We start from the raw sequence: 17,844 nt of genomic DNA, 5'->3' as shown, positions 1-17,844 counted from the left end.
AGCAGAAAGCTCCTTTTTTTAATATCTACAATACAGATAGGTATTAACTATCTTTATTACGACTCTCTTTTGAGAAGGCACGTAACTTACGCTTTTGCGATAAGGTCATCTTGTTACTGCGACCCGCATATGGGTTATCACCTTCTTTAAATTCAATCTTAATCGGTGTGCCCATAATGCCAAGCGCTTTACGGTAGTAATTCATTAAGTAACGCTTGTAGCTGTCAGGTAAGTCATGTACCTGGTTACCGTGAATAACAATACGTGGCGGGTTATAACCACCGGCGTGCGCATACTTTAACTTCACACGACGACCACGTACTAGCGGCGGCTGGTGATCTGCTTGCGCCATATCCATGATACGACGCAGCATTGCTGTACTGATACGCTTAGTCGCAGACTCATAGGCTTCGTCTACAGACTCAAATAAGTGACCTACACCCGTACCGTGAAGTGCCGAGATGAAGTGTAAACGGGCAAAATCGATGAACCCTAAACGACGGTCTAGCTCAGTTTTAATACGCTCTTTCACGTACTCGTCTAAGCCATCCCACTTATTGATTGCAATAACCAGTGAACGACCCGCGTTTAACGTAAAGCCTAGTAAACTTAAGTCTTGATCAGAAATACCTTCGCGCGCATCAACCACCAATAACACTACATTGGCATCTTCAATGGCTTTAAGCGTTTTGATCACTGAGAACTTTTCGACTACATCGCTGACTTTTTTACGCTTACGTACACCTGCTGTGTCGATCAGGACGTATTCTTTGTCATTGCGTGTCATCGGGATATATACAGAGTCACGTGTCGTGCCCGGCATATCGTAAACAATCACACGCTCTTCACCTAGAATACGGTTAGTAAGTGTAGATTTACCTACATTAGGACGACCAATAATAGCTAATTTAACAGGCTTATCTTCAAAACCTGTTTTACCGTCTTCCAGCTTCTCGCCATCTTCACCTTCAAGATAAAGCTCAGCTAAGCTTTCGTCATCTTGCTCAAGCTCTTCAGCTTCGGCTGCAAGTTCTGCAATAACAGGCTGCAAAGTATGATCTAATAACTGAGTGACACCACGACCATGCGCTGCCGCAATTTGATGAACATCACCCAATGATAACTGATAAAACTCAGCACAATGAGAGTCGGCATCAATACCATCGGTTTTATTCGCAACGATAAAGCATTTTTTCTCTTGTTTACGTAAATGCTGCGCAATAGCCTGATCGGCTGCGTTCATACCTGCACGGGCATCTACTAAGAATAAAACAATATCCGCTTCTTCAATGGCCAGCAGAGATTGCTCTGCCATTTCGGTTTCAATCCCTTCTTCGCTACCATCGATACCACCCGTATCAACAACGATAAACTCATAGCCATCATAATTCGCTTGACCATATTTACGGTCGCGCGTTAGGCCAGGAAAGTCCGCTACTAACGCATCACGAGTGCGTGTTAAACGGTTAAAAAGTGTGGATTTACCCACATTAGGTCGCCCAACAAGAGCGATCACCGGAAGCATAGACTACCTCATCAATAAACAACAAAAGGCTTCGCAATGCGAAGCCTTGAAAAAATGCATTAATAAATTAATGGTTACGGGATCTTTACCGCGCTAACTTCACCATCTCGGGTTACCACAATTAATTTATCTTCTGCTACAACAGGCTCTACGTAAAAGCCTGAGCTATCAAAACTTTCTCGAGAAACTAGATCACCAGTTTGCTTATCTAACCAATGCAAGTTACCTTCTTGATCGCCTACAGCTAAGTAATTACCAGCAACAGCTGGTGCCGTTAGATACCAACCACGAAGACCTGACTGACTCCAGCGCTCAATGCCCGAATCTTTATCTAACGCGTAAATAATGCCGTCACTGTCGACAACATAAATCACATTAGCCTCAATGCTAATATCACGGTAACTACTGTACTCACGTTTCCAAACGACATTGCCACTGCGAACATCAACCGCTGCTAAGTTACCATTATAGGCGATAGCGTAAGCAAATGCGCCTACAACGATAGGTTTAGTATCAACATCCACTAAGCGCTCAAATTCAGACGCACCTTTTGCAGTTGCAACTTCTGCGCTCCATGCGGTGTAACCATTTTCAGCGATTAAAACCGTTAACTTACCGCTTTCTTCGCCAAATAACACACCACCATTGGCTGCTGCTGGAGAGCTCAAACCACGAAGTGTTAATGCAGGTACTTCTTGCTCATGACGCCAGCGCTCTTCACCCGTATCAGGGTGAAGTGCTAACAATTTACCTGAGCCCAGATTTACGTAAACCAGACCATCACCTGCTGCTGGAGAAGATAATGCTTCACCCGGTACGGCCTTACGCCAAACAATCTCACCGGTTTCTCGCTCAAGTGCAATCACTTCACCATGCTCAGAGCCTATGTATAGTTTGCCATAAGCCTGTAAAATACCGCCCGACAATTTTGCACTGTCGTTGTCCGCCCAAGGCCAGAAGTTGACGTTTTTACGAACATCAGTTTCCCAAAGGGTCTTTCCAGATTCGGTTGAAATTGCTTCGACTTCACCATTTCTCGCTGCCACAAATACAGTGTCTTTGTAGACAACAGGCGTTAAACGAGAGAAGTAATGCTCTACGCCATCACCCACACCGTTCGTCCAGTCAACTTGCGTTTCGAATTGGTTTACAATTTCAGGTAAAACAATTTCTTCTTCATCATCGCTCGATGAACAACCTAGCAAAGACGCCATACACAACGCCAATGTGGCCATACTTAGCTTTCTCATCGGAACTACTCCTAAGCTGCAGGCTGGGCTGTGGCTAAATTGTCCAACTTAATCTGTAGTAGGCTGTTATTGCCTTCTGTTGACTCAGCAAGCGCAGCTTCATATTCAGAGCGAGCGCTGTCTTTGTCACCTTTTGCAAGATATACATCACCTTTTACTTCAGCAACTTGTGCTTTAAAAGCCTCTGGTGTTGTTTGTGATAATGTTTTTAGCGCAGCATCATATTGTGTAAGCTGTGCTTGTACACGCGCTAAACGTAAGATAGCTGTGGCTTTTAGCTCTGGGTTTTGAACATTGTCTTGTAACCAAGTTAATTTAGTTACCGCTGTTTCAAACTCCCCTTTCTCAACTGCTTCTTTAGCCGCAACAAATGCCGCTAGCGCCGCATAATTTGAGTCGCCATTTTCAGCAATGAATGAGTCAGACTTAATCAGAACTTCACCACCTTCAACCAATTCATTGTAAGCGTTTGAGGCAGCTTCCGCAGATGTGATCTTGCTTTGGTTATAGTATTTCCAACCGTATAAGCCACCAAGACCAATAACGATACCTAACGCAAGTGAAACGCCGTTTTCACGGAAAAATCGTTTTATTGCTTCTGCTTGTTGTTCTTCTGTTGAGTAAATTTCCATACAGTCCTCTTATACTGCTAAGTCTGCTAACAGTGTTTTCACCTCTTCCAGGCTCACTGTGACTTGTTCTTTTTCTTCTCGCAGATATTTCACGGTTACCTTGCCTTCAGCAAGTTCGCTTTCACCTAAAATTAGCGCAACTAGCGCGTCGCTCTTATCTGCACGTTTTAATTGTTTCTTAAAGTTACCGCCACCACAGTGCACTTGCACACGAAGGCCGGCTACTTCTGTTCTTAATTGCTCAGCAATCACTGGCGCTTGAATACTTGCGGCATTACCCATAGCTGCAACATACACGTCAGCATTACGGCGAATTTCACCTACACTTTCTAGCGCTTGAAGTAATAGAACTAAACGCTCCATACCCATTGCAAAACCAACTGCAGGGGTTGCTTTACCACCCAGTTGTTCAACTAGACCGTCGTAACGACCACCAGCACAAACAGTGCCTTGCGCACCTAGACTTTCCGTTACCCACTCAAATACAGTGCGGTTATAGTAATCTAAGCCACGTACTAGCTTTTCATTAACTTGGTATTCGACGCCTGCTGCGTCTAAACGTTCACATAAATTTGTAAAATGTGCTTTTGATTCTTCATCTAAGTGTTCAGATAACTTAGGCGCATCAACTAAGATAACCTGTACATCTGGGTTTTTGCTGTCTAGAACACGCAGTGGGTTTGAGTACATACGACGTTTAGAGTCTTCGTCTAACTTATCAATATGCTGCTCTAAAAACGCCACAAGTGCATCGCGGTACTCTGCTCGTGCTTCATTTGAACCTAAAGAGTTCAGCTCGAGACGAACATGATCTGAAATGCCGAATGCTTTCCATAAGCGCGCAGTAAGTAAAATCACTTCAGCATCGATATCAGCAGTCGCAATACCAAACGCTTCAAGGCCAAATTGGTGGAATTGGCGGTAACGACCTTTTTGAGGACGCTCGTGACGGAACATAGGACCCATGTACCAAAGACGCTGCTCTTGGTTATACAATAAGCCGCCTTGGTTGCCCGCACGAACACACACTGCTGTACCTTCAGGGCGCAGTGTTAAGCTATCGCCGTTACGATCTTCAAAGGTGTACATTTCTTTTTCAACGATATCGGTGACTTCACCAATAGAGCGCTTAAATAAGTCGGTAGATTCAACAATTGGGAAACGGATCTCTTGATAACCATAAGACGCCACCGTATCACGTAATACTGCTTCTACTTTCTGCCAAACTTGCGTATCACCTGGCAGACAATCGTTCATACCACGAACTGCCTGAATTTGTTTTGCCACTGAAAATCCTAAATCAATCTATTTGCTAAATGCGAGTGCCACACACAGTGCGCATTGTGGGTAAAGGAGTCAAGTATTATACCCAGCTCGCGTAAAACGTAAACGACAGAGCAAAAGATCTGCAGGATATTCTTTGCTCTGTCGGTAATTTTTAAAAATTATTCGACGATTTTGATGTCGATCGCCGGCTGCGCTTGCTTTTTAGCAACGAAATCGCGCACCTGCTCTTCAAGCTGCTCGACGATATTGTCGTTATCAATACGCATCTTTTGACGCTCGCCGTTGATGTACAACCCTGAGCGGCGGTTTGCACCTGCAAGACCGATGTCACTGACCAGTGCTTCACCTGGGCCATTTACAACACAGCCAATCACGGATACTGAAATTGGCTCAATGATGTCTTCAAGACGCTCTTCAAGTTGGTTCATGGTGTTGACCACATCGAACTCTTGACGAGAGCAGCTCGGGCAGGCAATAAAGTTAATACCGCGAGAACGAATACGCAGTGATTTTAAAATATCAAAACCCACTTTGATCTCTTGAACAGGATCGGCAGCTAGCGATACACGCAGGGTATCACCGATACCTTCGGCAAGCAGCATACCTAGACCAACCGCTGATTTTACTGAGCCAGAGCGGAAGCCGCCCGCTTCTGTAATACCAAGGTGAAGGGGTTGATCAATTTCTTTTGCCAGTAAACGATACGCACCAACCGCTAAGAATACATCTGATGCTTTTACAGAGACTTTGAACTGGTCGAAGTTCAAACGCTGTAAGATTTCAACATGACGCATCGCTGATTCAAGTAAAGCTTCAGGTGTCGGCTCACCATACTTTTCTTGTAAATCACGCTCCAACGAACCGCCATTTACACCGATACGAATTGGAATATTACGTTCGCTCGCCGCATCGACCACTGCCCGAATACGATCTTCACTGCCGATGTTACCCGGGTTGATACGTAAACAATCTGCGCCGTACTGTGCCACCTTTAACGCGATACGGTAGTCAAAATGAATGTCGGTAACAAGTGGAATATCAACTTGCTCTTTAATGCTTTTGAAAGCCTCGGCTGCATCCATAGTTGGCACTGATACACGAACGATATCCGCTCCCGCATCTTGAATAGCACGGATCTGCGCAACGGTCGCATCGATATCCATGGTATTGGTGTTCGTCATTGACTGCACGGCAATTGGTGCGCCATCACCAATAGGCACGTCACCTACATAAATACGGGTCGATTTTCTACGTTTAATTGGAGATTCTGAAAACATGACGGTTACTCTGATAAGGGTAATTTAAATTTAGCTGAACGATTGCGTGGCAATGATGATAAATCAACTGATTGACCATCTAGCTCTACATCAACCTGCTGATGACGGCCTAACACCACAGAAAACGGTGCAACGCCCTGCACTGTCATGGTGTATCCGGCTTTTTTAACGCCAAAAGCAATACGCTCTGATGAGGCATCAAAGATCTCCACCCAAGAGTCGTCTTTGAAATGCATCACAATCGTATTTAAATCAGGTGTGCTGCTTATCTCTTCCACTGGTGCTTGTTCGGCTTCTACAACATCTAAAACTGGTTTGTCAGTTTCTGCCTTTTCCACGGTAGGCTCAACCGCCCCTTCAGTTGTTAAAACAGCTTCTGAAGGCGTGTCGTTTTCTTCACTATTTTCTGTAACTGACGCTTCGCTTTCTGGCTCAGTACTCTGCACTTCAGGCACGATAACATCATTTTCATTTGATGTAGTTTGCCAATACATAAAACCTGACGATCCCAACACTATGGCCAAGATCACATAGCTAACGAGCATTAAACGGCTATCGTTGGCTTCTTTTTCTGTACGACGTGAAAAACTTTGCATACTTTTATTTTCAGCCACGCTTTCAGGTGCCTGAAACAATGCCAAGGTTTGCGCTTGATCTAATTGCAATAGCGTACAGTAAGCCTTGATGTACCCTTTAACGAAGGTGATTGGACCAAGTGACGTATAATCATCTTGCTCAAGTTTGGTGATATGCTTAGGGCTTAGCTTTAACCTATCCGCCACGGCTTCAATGGTTAAATTCGCATCTTTTCTTGCGCTTGCGAGTACTTGCCCCAAAGACGCTTGTTGCTCAGTTGATTCTGGGCTCATTTCATTCATAAAGTATAACTACTCGGATCTACAATCAGTAAACTATGTCCAGCCGCAAGTTCAACGTCTGGTGTTAATTTGTTCCATCGCATCAAGTCACCAATCTGTAATTGGTAATTGGTGGCGATATTATACAAGCTATCCCCATCTCGAATGATGTGGGTTGTAAGCGGGTTATTTAAATACACCTGCTGACCAATCTGTAAACGGTCTGATTCTTTCAGCTTGTTCCACTTTAACAGACTCGCCATTTTGACATCATATTTAACCGATAAACTAAATAAGTTTTCACCTAACCCAACTGTATGGACTGGCACACTTGGTAGATTCACTTCTGGATTCAACAAAGGTGCACCAGCTGATGAAGGCTTAGCTGTAAGAACTGGGGTATTATTCTCTGCTATTTCTCTGAACCTAACCTGACTTGGATCTGGTTGATAGAACTGCACTTGACCTTGGGCTGGTTGTACCGCAGCTTTTTCACCAAACGACACCACTCTCACTTGATTATTTGGCGTTTCAATAAGCTCAGTCGTCGCTTGGTTTTTCTCTTCGACTACAGGTGCGCTTGTGGTGCTTGTAGGCTGATTTGACTGAGGTTGCGGTTTAACCACTGTAGCGGTTTGTAAACCGCCACGCAGGGACACAGCTTCACTTGTACTTGCACTATGTGTGCTTATTACAGTAGTAGGCTGAACTATTTCACTATTGTGATTACTTTCTCGTTTAGGCGCTTTCTTACGGGTAATTTTAATCTTAGGCTGAGCGTTATAAACCGTCGGTGACTGCTCAGTGATTTCTGCCACCTTGGCTTTTCTATATTGCTCACGCAATACATCAAATTCGCTATTATTATATTCTTCTTTAATAATTGCTTGTGCTTGATAAGATTGCGGATAAGTCTGCACTAACGTTGTGGCGATTTTCTGAGACTGTTCTAAATGCCCCATCTCTTGATGTAGCAGGTACTCTAAAAACAAACTGCGCGATGAAATGAAGCCATTTTCAGTGTAACGTTCTAACACACGCAATGCCTGATGCAGGTCACTCTTGGCATAGTACAAACCTGCTAGAGAAATTAGAGCACTTTTACTCTGGCCATCGTGTTGAACTGCACTGTTTAAATAATCGAGGGCTAACTCAAACTTATCTTGCTTCACCGCACATAAAGCCAAATTTTCATAACTTTGCGACACACGTAAATAGCCGCGAGTATCTATCGCTTTTAATAATTGCGCCCTCGCTTCATCGTACTCGCCGATACGGCATAAAAACGTACCATAGTTATTCAGTGTGTTAGGATCATTTGGAGCAAGTTTAAGAGCTGTTTGATAAGATGCTTTAGCCTGTTGGAACTCTTTTACTTGCTCGAAGTAATAAGCCAGCGTGTAGTGTACTTCAGGTAATTTAGGGGCAAACTTGGCTGCACGTTCAAGATTAAACTTAGCTTGCGTATTATTGCCCGCTTTTAGATATTCTAATGCCAAACTAATACGCGTTCTTGCTGCTTCTAGGTTATTCATTTCTGAATTCACCACAGGGCTATTTTTAGTGACGCTGTGTGTTTCTGTTACACAGCCACTTAAGCCTAATAACGCAAATGGAATTACCCAATAAGAACGCATGTATCACCTTGATAGTATGAATAATAAGGACCTATATTACCTAAAAGCCCCTATCTTTCATCTATTTTATGTAAATAACTTCAGCAATAAATGATTGCTTAAACTTAGTTACTAAAAGTTAGTTACTTACATTCACAGCAATAGCATTATCTTCGCGCTGCTGTTTTTTCATAATACGTTTGGTACGGTCAACTACATCACCCACTAGCTGGCCACAAGCAGCATCAATGTCATCACCACGAGTACGACGAACAATACAAGTTAAACCCGCTGCCTGTAATACTTTTGAAAAGCGATCGATACGGCTGTTGCTTGAACGACCATACTCATTACCCGGGAATGGATTGAATGGGATCAGATTGATCTTAGACGGTGTACCTTTTAGTACTTTAACCAGCTCGTGAGCTTGATCTGTACTATCGTTTACGCCTTGTAGCATAACGTATTCGATGGTGATGTCTTTATTGGCTTTTGAACCATCAATGTAACGACGACATGCCGCTAAGAACTCTTCAATTGGGTACTTTTTATTGATAGGTACTAGAACATCACGTAACTCATTGGTTGGCGCGTGAAGAGAAATCGCCAGTGCCACATCAATTTTCTCTTTAAGAATATCTAGCGCAGGTACAACGCCTGAAGTACTTAGTGTTACACGACGCTTAGATAAACCAAACGCCCAGTCATCCATCATCAGTTCCATCGCAGGAACGACATTGTTGATGTTAAGTAATGGCTCACCCATGCCCATCATAACCACGTTAGTGATCGGGCGCTTAGTGCTGTCACCATTGTGTAGGCCAATATCTGTCGCAACACGCCATACCTGTCCGATGATCTCAGAGACTTTTAAGTTACGGTTGAAGCCCTGCTGCGCTGTTGAGCAGAATGTACATTCAAGGGCACAGCCAACTTGAGAAGAAACACATAGAGTTGCGCGGTCTTTTTCTGGGATCCAAACAGTTTCAACTTCTTGGCCACCCTCTAACAGCATCGCGTATTTAATGGTGCCATCACTGGCTACTTGTTTCACTGAAATTTCAGGCGCTTTAATCTCACATTGCGCTTGTAACTTAGCGCGTAGCTTTTTATTGATGTTGCTCATATCGTCGAAGTTATCGATGCCGAAGTGATAGATCCACTTCATTACCTGATCAGCGCGGAATGGCTTTTCACCAAATGATGCAAACAATTCACGCATCCCCTCGCGATTCAAATCAAGTAAATTAATTTTTTTCTCTGTAGTGGCCATGAAGCAACCTCGATAAAGTGACGGTACGAAATTAAAAAGACGACGTATTGTATAAAAACCAACCAACACACTCAAACATTGTTGATGATTTTGCAAAAATAGCTATAAAAACTTACTTTGCAAAAGCAGCAAGGACTAAAAAAGGGCCCGAGAGCCCTTCTTTACTCTGTTCGATTCGCGATTAGCGAGTACGAGGACAGATTTCTTCTTCAGCGAAGAAGTAAGCGATTTCGCGAGCAGCTGACTCAGGTGCGTCAGAACCGTGTACCGCGTTCTCGTCGATGCTGTCAGCGTAGTCAGCACGTAAAGTACCAGCTAGTGCTTCTGCAGGGTTAGTAGCACCCATGATTTCACGGTTCTTAAGAACTGCGTTTTCACCTTCAAGAACTTGAACCATTACTGGACCAGAAGTCATGAAAGAAACTAGTGCACCAAAGAAAGGACGCTCTTTGTGCTCTGCGTAGAAACCTTCAGCTTTCTCTTGAGAAAGGTGAACCATTTTAGAAGCAACGATCTTAAGACCAGCAGATTCGAAACGGTTGTAGATTGCACCGATGTGGTTTTTAGCTACCGCATCAGGCTTGATGATTGAAAAAGTACGCTCTAAAGCCATCTTTTTAGCTCCAATAATAATTGTTGAATATTTACGGGCGCGAATTATACGCGTTTTAGCGCTAAAAACCTACTAGATCTTGATCCTTTAAAAATTTCGAATAGATCAGAATTCAGCGAAAAACCATGATCTGCGTCAAACATGACAATTTCATTAACCTTTATACTGCGCCGCTTTTTAATTTCACCTGAAATTTTACCGTCACTTTTGACCGAAACAGCTGACCAGCACTCAGTTCAATGTAAGAGGTTTTTACTATGTTTGTTCCAGAGCTTTTATCCCCTGCAGGTAGTTTAAAAAATATGCGTTATGCATTCGCATATGGTGCCGATGCCGTGTATGCAGGCCAACCACGTTACAGCTTGCGCGTGCGTAACAATGAATTTGATTTAGCTAATTTAGAATTGGGGATTAACGAAGCCCATGCACTCAATAAAAAGCTCTATGTGGTTTCAAACATTGCGCCACACAATAAAAAAGTGCAAACCTACTTAAAAGACATTGAACCTGTAATTGCCATGAAGCCCGATGCACTCATCATGTCTGATCCGGGTTTAATCATGTTAGTCCGTGATAAATGGCCAGATATGCCGATTCACCTTTCAGTTCAAGCTAACGCAGTTAACTATGCGTCAGTTCAGTTTTGGGCGAAACAAGGCATTGAGCGCGTGATTTTATCCCGTGAATTATCCCTTGAAGAGATCGCTGAAATTCGTGAGCTTTGCCCACAAACCGAATTAGAAGTATTCGTTCACGGTGCATTATGCATGGCCTACTCTGGTCGCTGCTTATTATCGGGTTACATCAATAAGCGAGATCCAAACCAAGGTACGTGTACCAATGCATGCCGTTGGGAATATGACGTTAAGCCAGGTAAAGAAACTGAAACCGGCGATGTAGTACATAAAATCGACCCACAATCTGTGATCCCAACGCTTGGCGAAGGCGCACCGACCAATGAAGTTTTCATGTTAGAAGAGCAAGGTCGTCCGGGCGAATACATGCCAGCATTTGAAGACGAGCATGGTACATACATCATGAACTCAAAAGACTTGCGTGCGGTGCAGTATGTGGATCAACTGACAAAAATGGGCGTGCACAGCTTAAAAATTGAAGGTCGTACTAAGTCTTTCTACTATGTAGCACGTACAGCGCAAGTTTACCGCAAGGCAGTTGATGACGCGGTAGCAGGTAAACCGTTTGATCCAAACCTGATGCGCACTCTTGAGAACCTAGCACACCGTGGTTATACCGAAGGTTTCTTAAAACGCCACGCGCACCAAGATTACCAAAACTATGAATACGGCCACTCAGTTTCTGACAAACAGCAGTTTGTGGGTGAAGTATTAGGTCGCTTGGACAATGGCTTGGTTGAGATTGATGTTAAGAATAAATTCTGTACGGGTCACAGTCTTGAGCTTATGACACCGCAAGGCAACATCAGCTTCAACCTTGAGCACATGGAAAACAAAAAGGGCGAGAAAATTGACGATGCGAAAGGCTCTGGTCACATTGTAAAAATTCCATTGCCTGAAAATATCGATTTAGATCACGCTATTTTGATACGTAACCTGAACGATCAAGAAGATTCGCGTAACCCATTTAAAAAGGCCTAAATCATGGCGCTGTTGATCAATTCAAAGTGCATCAACTGTGATATGTGCGATCCTGAATGTCCGAATGAGGCCATTTATATGGGTGAGAAAATTTATGAGATTGATCCAAATAAATGCACTGAGTGTGTCGGCCATTACGACACGCCCACGTGTGTGAGTGTTTGCCCGATCGATTGCATAAAGCCCGACCCCAATCACAAAGAAGATTTAGATGCCTTAGCTGAGAAGTTTTTGCGACTCACAGGCCAAGATAAGTAAATTCAGGCTAATGTAAGATCAAGAATGGCGCCCAATGGGCGCCATTCTTATTTCTTCATTAACTTATAACGAAGCAAGAGATTAGCGAAGTGCTTTTTCAACTTGGTCAAAATGCGCAATCACTTCGACAATTTCGAGTTCAGCATCTTCATAGGCCGATTCAAACTGCATACCTTGTGAGGCCATTGCTTGCACAGTTGCAGGGTGAACCAATAAATCTTTTGCGTGGTAGCACACAGGTGAATCGTATTTAGGTAACTTGCCATCTTTATGGTAACCAGATTCAATTTCTTCTAATGGCAACGTTGGAATAACGTCAGCAGCTTTGTCTAATGCCGAAAGGTAGCTGTCACATGCTGGGTATTTAGCGGTGAATTCAGCTAATAATTGACGAGAGGTCGCAACAAGTTGCTGTGAGCTTTGCTCAAGTTTTTGAGACGCTTCGTTGGCTCTGATCTCACCAAGTAAGCTTTGTGCTTGTTGCTTATAGGTGTCTAAGTTGGTTACTTTAGCTGGTGCAGCTTCAGTTGTTTGTGTTTGTTGCTCAACCTGCTCTGAACATGCTGTTAGTGCAAGGCTTGTAAGTAAAATTGCCAACCTAGATTTCATGAGAACCTCGTAATTAATATTGAAAACAATTCTCATTATACTCTTTAAAGAAAAGAATGAAATATCATTGTCATAAAATTATGAGGTTTTCTTTATTCTTCTAAAATCGCCGAATTTAGATAACTTTTATAATGGCTTACTTACCCTTACAGGTATTGGCCATAATGGCTTTTTGCGCTTGTGCTTCTTTCTCATTGTTATTTGATTTCGCCACCGCGTAACTGATCTTCGCATCGTTACACTTGTCTCTAAGCTCTTTATCCATCAAATACAGTTTATCTTTTTGTGCCTGTGCAAGCCCTTCTGTGCCTACATACTCAGAGCGTTCTTCAGGTGCTTTATCTTTCTCGTATGCTTCACCTTCGTTTACCTTGCAACCAGATAAGACAAAGGCCAAAGGTAATAATGCAATCAATAAGCTTTTCATAAATTTACCTATTTCAAATACTTTTCTTGATTATAACTGATTTGATGCAATTACAAAGGAAAGGTTCAAAAGTTGCTTTTCAGACAATAAAAAACCGCATATTTACATATGCGGTTTTTTCAAAGAAAACATAGGTTTTATTAAGGCATGGCGTCTAAATCCGCACCTTCTTTTTCAACTTCTACCGGTATTAAATCTTCTTTGCTTACACCCATCGCAACCGCAACCGAGCTTGCAACATAAACAGAAGAGTAAGTACCAATGAACACACCAAATAGTAACGCAGTTGCGAAACCATGAATGGTCTGGCCGCCCCATACGAATAGCGCAATCAATACTAAAATAGTCGTGATTGATGTAACTAACGTACGATTTAGTGTTTGCGTTAGTGAGATATTGATAATTTCAATGGTGTCATCAATACGCACTTTACGGAAGTTCTCACGAATACGGTCAGATACAACAATGGTGTCATTCAGTGAGTAACCGATAACCGCTAAGATTGCTGCAAGGATCGTCAGATCAAACTCTAGGTCTAATAACGAGAAAAGGCCCATAGTGATGATCACATCGTGAAAAAGTGCCGCTACCGCACCGATGGCAAAACGATATTCAAATCGAAATGCCACATACATCAAGATACAGATTAGCGCGGTGAGCATGGCTAAACCACCCTGCTCTTTTAAGTCTTCACCTACACTTGGGCCAACAAACTCGATACGACGCATTTCTACACTGCTATCCGCTTGCTTAAGCGCCGCGATTAGTTGGTTACCAATCGTCTCTGCTTTAACATCGCTGCCGCGTGGTGCTAAACGAACCAGTACATCTTGGCTCGAACCAAATAACTGTACTGACGCATCAGCAAAATCATTTTCAGCTAAGACAGAGCGGATTTTTGCCAGATCAGCTGGCTGTGAAAAGCCAACCTCAACCGCAGTACCACCAGTAAAGTCTAAGCCAAAATTCAATCCACGGATTGCCATAGACGCAATTGATGCCAAGATCAATAACGCAGAAATCGCCATGGTAAGCTTGCGCGCTGACATAAAGCGGATGGTGTCATTTAATTTTAATAACTGCATATCCGTCTCCTAGATTGAAAGCTTATTAACGCGCTTGCCACCGATCACTAAATTGATCACAGCACGCGTACCGACAATGGCAGTAAACATCGACGTGATGATACCGATTGCAAGTGTTACAGCAAAGCCCGCAATTGGACCTGTACCAACCGCAAATAAGATAACGGCTGCAATCAGTGTAGTGATGTTGGCATCGAAAATGGTGCTAAACGCACTGTCATAACCTTGGTGAACTGCTTGCTGAGGGCTACGGCCGTCGGCTAATTCTTCACGAATACGCTCAAAGATAAGTACATTCGCATCTACCGCCATACCTACCGTTAGTACGATACCGGCAATACCTGGTAATGTCAGAGTAGCACCTGGGATCATCGACATGACACCAACAATAAGTACTAGGTTAGAAGCAAGTGCAATGTTAGATACCAGACCAAAGCCTTTGTAGTACAACAACATAAATGCCAGTACAAATGCAAAACCAAGTACCACAGCTGTCATACCCGCTTCGATGTTTTCCTGACCTAGGCTTGGACCTACGGTACGCTCTTCAACGATTTGAATTGGCGCAACTAAGGCACCAGCACGAAGTAATAAGCTCAGGTTATGGGCTTCAGCTGGGTTATCGATACCTGTGATACGGAATGAGTTGTTCAGACGAGCTTGAATGGTTGCAACGTTAATCACTTCTTCAACCTTAATTGGCGGAAGCGCTTTACCGTTTTCGTCTTTCTTACCTGATGGCTTGTATTCAATGAATACGGTCGCCATACGCTTACCAACAGCACGTTTAGTGAAGGCACTCATTTTAGCGCCACCTTTACTATCAAGGTTAATGCTCACCTGAGGGCGTGAGTATTCATCCATACCCGATTGTGCGCCAGTAATGTGAGAGCCGCCTAAAATAACGCGTTTCTTTAGTACTACTGGGTAGCCATCTTTGTGCATGATCACTTCAGTGCCCGGTGGAACACGGCCCTGCGCAGCAGAGCGCACATCCGCGTTTTCATCTACTTCACGGAACTCAAGCGTTGCCGTTGCACCTAAAATCTCTTTCGCACGAGCAGTGTCTTGAACACCTGGTAGTTGCACAATAATACGTTCAGCACCTTGCTGTTGTACATTTGGCTCAGCAACACCTAACTGGTTAATACGGTTACGAATGATGGTTTCATTCTGTTTGATTGCGTAAGCGCGGATCTCTTTGAATTTCTGATCGCTCAAGCTCGCGAAGAATGCCAAGCTGTTGCTACTATCATCAACAAAGTTATACAGTGGGTAACGCTGCTTTAAGAAGCGTTCTGCCGCATCTTTGTCATCATCATTACGCATGATCACTTGTACACGTTCAGCACCTGATACACGACGAATAGAACGATAACGAAGTTTCTCACCGCGTAAGTCACTCTTGAAATCTTGCTCCATGGTTTCTAGCGCATTGTCCATCGCTGTGACCATGTCGACTTCCATTGTGAAGTGAACACCACCACTTAAATCTAGGCCTAGCTTCATTGGGTTACCACCAATGTCTTTCAACCAGTCAGGTTGTGCAGGGCTCATATTAATTGCTGAAATGTAGTCGTCAGATAGACTGTCACGCAGTATATCTTGCGCTTTTAACTGCTCTTCAACATTCGTAAAACGTACCAATACTTGATCGTTTTCTAATGCTGAAGATTTAACTGTGATGTTGTTCTCTTTTAGAGTCTCATTTACTTTGTCTAGCACGCTTAGATCAGCGCTGGCACCTTTAGTACCAGAAACCTGTATGGCCGGATCACGACCATACAGGTTTGGTGTGGCATATAAAATACCAATCGCTAATACAGCCAGAACAAGTAAATACTTCCACATTGGATACTTGTTTAACACAGGCTTTACCTTTTTATTTTTGTTTTTAGATTACAGCGATTTCATTGTGCCTTTAGGCAACACAGCTGATACTGCTGATTTTTGTACTGTGACTTCAGTTTGGTCATTTAAAGCAATAACAACAAAGTCTTTGTCATCAGCAACTTTAGTGATTTTACCTACTAGACCGCCTTGTGTTAGTACTTCGTCACCTTTACCTAATGCGCCCATTAGGTCTTTGTGCTCTTTTACACGCTTAGCTTGTGGGCGGTAGATTAAGAAATAAAATACCAAACCAAACACACCTAACATGATAAGCATTTCCATGCCACCGCCAGCAGGTGCAGGCGCTGCAGCACTTGCATGCGCAGTCGAGATAAATAAACTCATAACACTTCCTCTTATATTTTAAATTTATATTATTCTGTTTCAGCTAATGGCGGCACTGGTAGGCCACGTTTAGCGTAAAAATCTTCTACGAATTCGTCTAGTTTGCCTTCGGCAATCGCATTTCTTAGGCCTTCCATCACACGTTGGTAAAAACGTAAATTATGGATGGTATTTAAACGTGCACCTAAGATTTCATTACACTTATCTAAATGGTGTAAGTAAGCACGTGAGTAGTTCTTACAAGTATGACAATCACACTCAGGATCTAATGGACCTGTATCTGTTTTGTGAACTGCGTTACGGATTTTAATAACACCCGTACTGATAAACAAGTGACCGTTACGCGCGTTACGCGTTGGCATCACACAGTCAAACATATCGATACCACGACGCACCGCTTCGACTAAGTCTTCTGGTTTACCAACGCCCATTAAATAGCGCGGCTTGTCTTCTGGCATTTTGTAAGCACAGTGATCAAGGATGTTGATCATGTCTTCTTTTGGCTCACCCACTGATAAACCACCGAGTGCATAACCATCGAAGCCAATTTCTTCTAAGCCTTTTTGCGATTCTGCACGAAGCTCAGGGTACATACCACCTTGAATAATACCAAATAATGCAGAAGGGTTATCACCATGGCCTTCTTTCGAACGTTTTGCCCAGCGTAGTGATAACTCCATTGAGTCACGGGCTTCTTTTTCAGTTGCAGGGTAAGGTGTACATTCGTCAAAGATCATGACGATATCTGAACCTAAATCACGCTGTACTTGCATCGCTTTTTCTGGCGATAACATGATTTTTTCACCATTTACTGGTGACTTAAACATTACGCCTTCTTCAGAAATTTTACGCATTGCGCCTAAGCTGAATACTTGGAAACCGCCTGAATCAGTCAGGATTGGCTTATCCCAGTTCATGAAGTCATGCAAATCGCCATGTTGCTTGATGATTTCAGTACCAGGACGAAGCATTAGGTGAAAGGTATTACCCAAGCAGATATGTGCACCTGTGTCTTTTAATTCATCAGGCGTCATGCCTTTAACAGTGCCGTACGTACCTACAGGCATAAATGCAGGGGTTTCGACCACACCACGGTCAAAAATCAAACGGCCGCGACGGGCTTTACCATCTGTGCGATCTAATTCAAATTTCATAGCTACCTCAAAAGTCGGAAAAACAGTCCAACACTAGTTCTATAAACGCCATCGCGTTTATTTTTAGAGCTGATTTTAACCGTCCGATTCTACCCTGTTTACACAGTGAATTCTAATTATTGGGGCG

17 protein-coding genes are annotated in these 17,844 nt (G+C 43.2%); 2 read left to right on the top strand and 15 right to left on the bottom strand.

Translation table 11 applies throughout. The features are described 5' to 3' along the window. Positions 1-43: 43 nt before the first annotated feature. The 9 genes from der to ndk all read right to left on the bottom strand — a co-directional run bounded on the left by der (position 44) and on the right by ndk (position 10,330). Positions 44-1,525: a ribosome biogenesis GTPase Der gene (gene der, locus ACGHEH_RS14985; protein WP_390446744.1), complete on the bottom strand. Its 1,482-nt coding sequence runs from the start codon at positions 1,523-1,525 to the stop codon at positions 44-46. 74 nt (positions 1,526-1,599) lie between these two features. Beyond that, positions 1,600-2,775 carry an outer membrane protein assembly factor BamB gene (gene bamB / locus ACGHEH_RS14980; RefSeq protein WP_349284566.1) on the bottom strand — a complete coding sequence of 392 codons (1,176 nt, stop codon included), beginning with the start codon at positions 2,773-2,775 and terminating at the stop codon, positions 1,600-1,602. A gap of 11 nt (positions 2,776-2,786) precedes the next feature. Next, complete coding sequence (locus ACGHEH_RS14975) at positions 2,787-3,407, bottom strand: YfgM family protein (protein ID WP_390446741.1); 621 nt, start codon at positions 3,405-3,407, stop codon at positions 2,787-2,789. 9 nt (positions 3,408-3,416) lie between these two features. Then, the gene (gene hisS / locus ACGHEH_RS14970; RefSeq protein ID WP_390446738.1) at positions 3,417-4,694 is read right to left on the bottom strand and encodes a histidine--tRNA ligase; all 1,278 of its coding nucleotides are present in this window, start codon (positions 4,692-4,694) and stop codon (positions 3,417-3,419) included. A 158-nt stretch (positions 4,695-4,852) separates the two neighbouring features. After that, a complete protein-coding gene (ispG, locus tag ACGHEH_RS14965) occupies positions 4,853-5,971 on the bottom strand; it encodes a flavodoxin-dependent (E)-4-hydroxy-3-methylbut-2-enyl-diphosphate synthase (RefSeq protein ID WP_390446735.1) in 1,119 nt (372 codons plus the stop codon). A 5-nt stretch (positions 5,972-5,976) separates the two neighbouring features. Beyond that, positions 5,977-6,840, bottom strand: a complete 864-nt coding sequence (locus ACGHEH_RS14960) for a RodZ domain-containing protein (protein ID WP_390446733.1) — start codon at positions 6,838-6,840, stop codon at positions 5,977-5,979. A 5-nt stretch (positions 6,841-6,845) separates the two neighbouring features. Continuing rightward, complete coding sequence (pilW, locus tag ACGHEH_RS14955) at positions 6,846-8,465, bottom strand: type IV pilus biogenesis/stability protein PilW (protein WP_390446730.1); 1,620 nt, start codon at positions 8,463-8,465, stop codon at positions 6,846-6,848. A gap of 118 nt (positions 8,466-8,583) precedes the next feature. After that, complete coding sequence (locus ACGHEH_RS14950) at positions 8,584-9,717, bottom strand: bifunctional tRNA (adenosine(37)-C2)-methyltransferase TrmG/ribosomal RNA large subunit methyltransferase RlmN (RefSeq protein ID WP_390446727.1); 1,134 nt, start codon at positions 9,715-9,717, stop codon at positions 8,584-8,586. Positions 9,718-9,898: 181 nt separating this feature from the next. Further along, positions 9,899-10,330: a nucleoside-diphosphate kinase gene (gene ndk, locus ACGHEH_RS14945; protein ID WP_058028790.1), complete on the bottom strand. Its 432-nt coding sequence runs from the start codon at positions 10,328-10,330 to the stop codon at positions 9,899-9,901. Positions 10,331-10,587: 257 nt separating this feature from the next. Between ndk and yegQ the strand changes: the two genes are divergently transcribed. Then, positions 10,588-11,946, top strand: a complete 1,359-nt coding sequence (yegQ, locus tag ACGHEH_RS14940) for a tRNA 5-hydroxyuridine modification protein YegQ (protein WP_390446723.1) — start codon at positions 10,588-10,590, stop codon at positions 11,944-11,946. A gap of 3 nt (positions 11,947-11,949) precedes the next feature. After that, complete coding sequence (locus ACGHEH_RS14935) at positions 11,950-12,204, top strand: YfhL family 4Fe-4S dicluster ferredoxin (RefSeq protein WP_058028788.1); 255 nt, start codon at positions 11,950-11,952, stop codon at positions 12,202-12,204. Positions 12,205-12,285: 81 nt separating this feature from the next. Here the strand turns inward: ACGHEH_RS14935 and ACGHEH_RS14930 are convergent, their stop codons facing one another. The 6 genes from ACGHEH_RS14930 to tgt form a co-directional block, all read right to left on the bottom strand. Continuing rightward, positions 12,286-12,813, bottom strand: a complete 528-nt coding sequence (locus tag ACGHEH_RS14930) for a hypothetical protein (RefSeq protein WP_171037282.1) — start codon at positions 12,811-12,813, stop codon at positions 12,286-12,288. A gap of 136 nt (positions 12,814-12,949) precedes the next feature. After that, the gene (locus tag ACGHEH_RS14925) at positions 12,950-13,240 is read right to left on the bottom strand and encodes a hypothetical protein (RefSeq protein ID WP_349284573.1); all 291 of its coding nucleotides are present in this window, start codon (positions 13,238-13,240) and stop codon (positions 12,950-12,952) included. A 140-nt stretch (positions 13,241-13,380) separates the two neighbouring features. Next, the gene (gene secF / locus ACGHEH_RS14920; RefSeq protein WP_390446718.1) at positions 13,381-14,325 is read right to left on the bottom strand and encodes a protein translocase subunit SecF; all 945 of its coding nucleotides are present in this window, start codon (positions 14,323-14,325) and stop codon (positions 13,381-13,383) included. A 9-nt stretch (positions 14,326-14,334) separates the two neighbouring features. Further along, a complete protein-coding gene (secD, locus tag ACGHEH_RS14915) occupies positions 14,335-16,194 on the bottom strand; it encodes a protein translocase subunit SecD (RefSeq protein ID WP_390446715.1) in 1,860 nt (619 codons plus the stop codon). A gap of 30 nt (positions 16,195-16,224) precedes the next feature. Then, the gene (gene yajC / locus ACGHEH_RS14910) at positions 16,225-16,563 is read right to left on the bottom strand and encodes a preprotein translocase subunit YajC (protein WP_058028783.1); all 339 of its coding nucleotides are present in this window, start codon (positions 16,561-16,563) and stop codon (positions 16,225-16,227) included. 29 nt (positions 16,564-16,592) lie between these two features. Continuing rightward, positions 16,593-17,717 carry a tRNA guanosine(34) transglycosylase Tgt gene (tgt, locus tag ACGHEH_RS14905; protein WP_058028782.1) on the bottom strand — a complete coding sequence of 375 codons (1,125 nt, stop codon included), beginning with the start codon at positions 17,715-17,717 and terminating at the stop codon, positions 16,593-16,595. Between the last annotated feature and the right edge of the window lie 127 nt (positions 17,718-17,844).

Origin of the sequence: Pseudoalteromonas sp. MTN2-4 (assembly GCF_042848605.1) — a bacterium.
In the GTDB taxonomy this organism is placed as follows: domain Bacteria; phylum Pseudomonadota; class Gammaproteobacteria; order Enterobacterales; family Alteromonadaceae; genus Pseudoalteromonas.
Note: the sequence above shows the minus strand (reverse complement) of the source record. Positions and strands in the feature narration are given on the sequence as shown.

What these genes read in the sequence shown, in the direction of transcription:
- der (WP_390446744.1), bottom strand. Translation starts at nt 1,525, where the DNA reads ATGCTTCCGGTGATCGCTCTTGTTGGGCGACCTAATGTGGGTAAATCC.
- bamB (WP_349284566.1), bottom strand. Translation starts at nt 2,775, where the DNA reads ATGAGAAAGCTAAGTATGGCCACATTGGCGTTGTGTATGGCGTCTTTG.
- ACGHEH_RS14975 (WP_390446741.1), bottom strand. Translation starts at nt 3,407, where the DNA reads ATGGAAATTTACTCAACAGAAGAACAACAAGCAGAAGCAATAAAACGA.
- ispG (WP_390446735.1), bottom strand. Translation starts at nt 5,971, where the DNA reads ATGTTTTCAGAATCTCCAATTAAACGTAGAAAATCGACCCGTATTTAT.
- ACGHEH_RS14960 (WP_390446733.1), bottom strand. Translation starts at nt 6,840, where the DNA reads ATGAGCCCAGAATCAACTGAGCAACAAGCGTCTTTGGGGCAAGTACTC.
- pilW (WP_390446730.1), bottom strand. Translation starts at nt 8,465, where the DNA reads ATGCGTTCTTATTGGGTAATTCCATTTGCGTTATTAGGCTTAAGTGGC.
- ACGHEH_RS14950 (WP_390446727.1), bottom strand. Translation starts at nt 9,717, where the DNA reads ATGGCCACTACAGAGAAAAAAATTAATTTACTTGATTTGAATCGCGAG.
- ndk (WP_058028790.1), bottom strand. Translation starts at nt 10,330, where the DNA reads ATGGCTTTAGAGCGTACTTTTTCAATCATCAAGCCTGATGCGGTAGCT.
- yegQ (WP_390446723.1), top strand. Translation starts at nt 10,588, where the DNA reads ATGTTTGTTCCAGAGCTTTTATCCCCTGCAGGTAGTTTAAAAAATATG.
- ACGHEH_RS14935 (WP_058028788.1), top strand. Translation starts at nt 11,950, where the DNA reads ATGGCGCTGTTGATCAATTCAAAGTGCATCAACTGTGATATGTGCGAT.
- ACGHEH_RS14930 (WP_171037282.1), bottom strand. Translation starts at nt 12,813, where the DNA reads ATGAAATCTAGGTTGGCAATTTTACTTACAAGCCTTGCACTAACAGCA.
- ACGHEH_RS14925 (WP_349284573.1), bottom strand. Translation starts at nt 13,240, where the DNA reads ATGAAAAGCTTATTGATTGCATTATTACCTTTGGCCTTTGTCTTATCT.
- secF (WP_390446718.1), bottom strand. Translation starts at nt 14,325, where the DNA reads ATGCAGTTATTAAAATTAAATGACACCATCCGCTTTATGTCAGCGCGC.
- yajC (WP_058028783.1), bottom strand. Translation starts at nt 16,563, where the DNA reads ATGAGTTTATTTATCTCGACTGCGCATGCAAGTGCTGCAGCGCCTGCA.
- tgt (WP_058028782.1), bottom strand. Translation starts at nt 17,717, where the DNA reads ATGAAATTTGAATTAGATCGCACAGATGGTAAAGCCCGTCGCGGCCGT.